A 2,793-nucleotide genomic window follows, 5' to 3' on the forward strand; every position below is an offset into this window, starting at 1 on the left:
AGATAAGACAAGTGATAAGTTCATCTTTAACTTTATCGTAGTTTCTAATAAAAGCTTCTATATTGATGGCTTTATAAATAATTTTATTATTTCCCCGGGAAATAAAATTAAGCTATTGACAAATGATACAACTCTTATTGTTAATCCTGATTTGGAAAGCTCAGTTTGTTTTTTAGATGAAAATATAAAAAAAGCTGACATTGGTCAGTATGGATGTATAAAATTTAATAAATTAATTGAGAATAATAGTGATGCTGAATTCATTATTAAATCAGGATTGGATGAAATAACGTTTATTGTAGAAGATTTTAAAGCTGATCGAAATGTTGTGATGCCCTTGATATTCGATAAAGATAAAGAACGCAAATTACTTGATGATAATTACTATGGCATATATGATTTGCAGTCAAAAAAAATACTTATTGATAACCGTACTGTTGAGCCTGAAGAACAAGACTTAAAATTATTAGACTATGAAAAGCTTTTTTTAAATGAGGGTATTATTGGTGTATATGGTTGTAAAAAAGAACCATTAAGTAGTTTACAAGCTTCAGATGAAAATTTGTTCTTAGGCTATAAAGAACTCTATGATTATTTATCAAAGAGGAATGCCGTTTTATCTCTTGTATCATGGGGAGAGGAGCTCAGAAGCATTGTTTCAAAATTAATTAAGAACTATATACATTTCATTGACAATATACCCTATGGAATTATTCTTTCAGAAGCTCAAAAAAATGTAATCAAAATTGGTGTTATAGAAGATGAAAATGAATTTTTAATTTCACCCTTCCATCCTCTTAATTTAGCCTATTTTTTAGAATTGACAAACCAAATTGCTTTAGATAATGAGAAAAGCCAGGATGATACATCTTCATTCTATTCAATGCCATCTATTACTTTTAAGCGTTTAAATATTCGTGGGATGATACCTTTCGTTTTCAATAATAATAATGGATTTGCATATGTTACACCTCTTGAAAACAATTGCTCATGGTTAAAAGCATTGCCACACTCGATTAGTGAATATGATTATGTTCCTAAATTAGTGAAGGATAAAATCAATGAGTTTGAAATAGCATTTGGAGAGCTTTTTAAAGAAGATGGAACGCTTATAATTAATGCAATAAATCAAAATCACTCGAAAGAATTTTTTAAAGGTGTTGTGAAATATTTTAAGCAACACATTGAGCTTCCGGATGTTCTATCAATACATATTAATTTTTATGATGATAAATTCATATACAATACATTTGATGTTTTTTCAGAGTTAAATGAATTAGAATCTTTATATTCTTTGCTTGATTTGAAAAGCAAGAAGGAAAAAGATTCTGTTTATTCTCTTACAGATCTGCTTCGTAGTAATATTACCTATAATAAATATGAAAACTCAATTGAAAATGCTAGTTATAATTATGCGCACTTATCGTTTTTTAATAACGACAATAAAATATCTTGCGTGAATGTTCGTGTTGGAGATCAACCTAGTGGCCTTTGTGCCAATGGTTTAATATGTTCTGAAGCATCTCAAAGCGAAAATGGAAGTTATTTCACTTCTTTTGGTTTACAGGGCGTTGAAGCAGAAGCTGTGCCACACTTGTATTTAGCTAAATTATATAGTTCTCTTATTACCCCAACCTGGAAAGAAAACTGTAAATATAATGGTTCTGAAACATTAGCTATAGCAGTAAGTAGTGACTTCAAAAGTACACTTAAAAAAATATATGAGTCTTCCATCTGGACGGTAATTATTGATCCTAAAGTGACATTGGACTTTTTCACAAATCAAGATATGTTACTAATCCATTTCTCTGATAACTATACACATAGTGCCGGATATGACGCTGTTACAGTAAGTCAGTCGGAAAACCTTTTTGCAAAACTGTTGAATAGTGGTAAAGGCTCTAGGATATCTGAATTCAATGCTTTTAATGGGAAGTGGTTGTTACAATTATTAACATCAACTGAAAAATCTAGAAAGGGCCTTGAAGGGGAGGTTGCAGCTTACAAATTAGCAACTTCAGTTCTGAGAAAAAATGGAGTAACATGGATACCTATTTCTATTGGTGAAACTATAAGGGCTTCGAAAAATATTGGTTTAAAACTTGATGATGTTGAGATGTCTGTCGCTAATGGGAATACAACTGGCCCTATTTCAGACGATATTTTAATGGTCGGGTTTGACGGTAAAATATTACAATTTGTTCCTTTAGAAGTCAAAACCGGACGAGGGGCAGATTATAAAAAAGCTTTAACTCAAGTGAAGGCTCTTGCAAAACACTTTAATGGAATTTTTTCTAGCGACGATCTTAAATCTATTATTTATAAATCTCTTTTCGCAAGACAGTTAATATCGCAAGTTGAAAAATATAATCTTTATGAGATTTTCCCTGAAGGTTATTTTAACAACATATTTGATGCTAAAGAATATCTTCTTTCAGGTAAATATGTATTAGATGAGCTTTGTTCATATGAAGGGATGATAATCTCTCATGTTGATAATGACTATATATTTAATACAAAGTGCAATGTAGATGAAAAAATTCTTTTCATAGAATTACCTTCTATGATTAACCAGTTGATTTCAAAGCCTCTAAGTGAGTTGTTCGACAGCGTTTTTTTGACAACTCACTGTGGAATTCCCCCCAAATTTTTAAGCTGTAATCAATCACACAAGGACTCTGGTAGTGTTTTAGACGATATGTACACCAACAATCTAAATGAAAATGACGTATTTCTAAAATATGATGAAGAGAATATTACTAGTTCTAAAAAAGATAATATATCGCTAAATAC

1 protein-coding gene is annotated in these 2,793 nt (G+C 30.5%); it reads left to right on the forward strand.

Features of this window, described 5'->3' with window-relative positions; translation table 11 throughout:
* Positions 1–2,793: DNA phosphorothioation-dependent restriction protein DptH (gene dptH, locus ACMWJS_RS22835; RefSeq protein ID WP_414747630.1), on the forward strand; the 2,793-nt coding region annotated here is incomplete at both ends.

The sequence above is a fragment of the Enterobacter sp. HK-058-C-ECC genome, from assembly GCF_047531125.1.
In the GTDB taxonomy this organism is placed as follows: Bacteria; Pseudomonadota; Gammaproteobacteria; order Enterobacterales; family Enterobacteriaceae; genus Enterobacter; species Enterobacter quasiroggenkampii.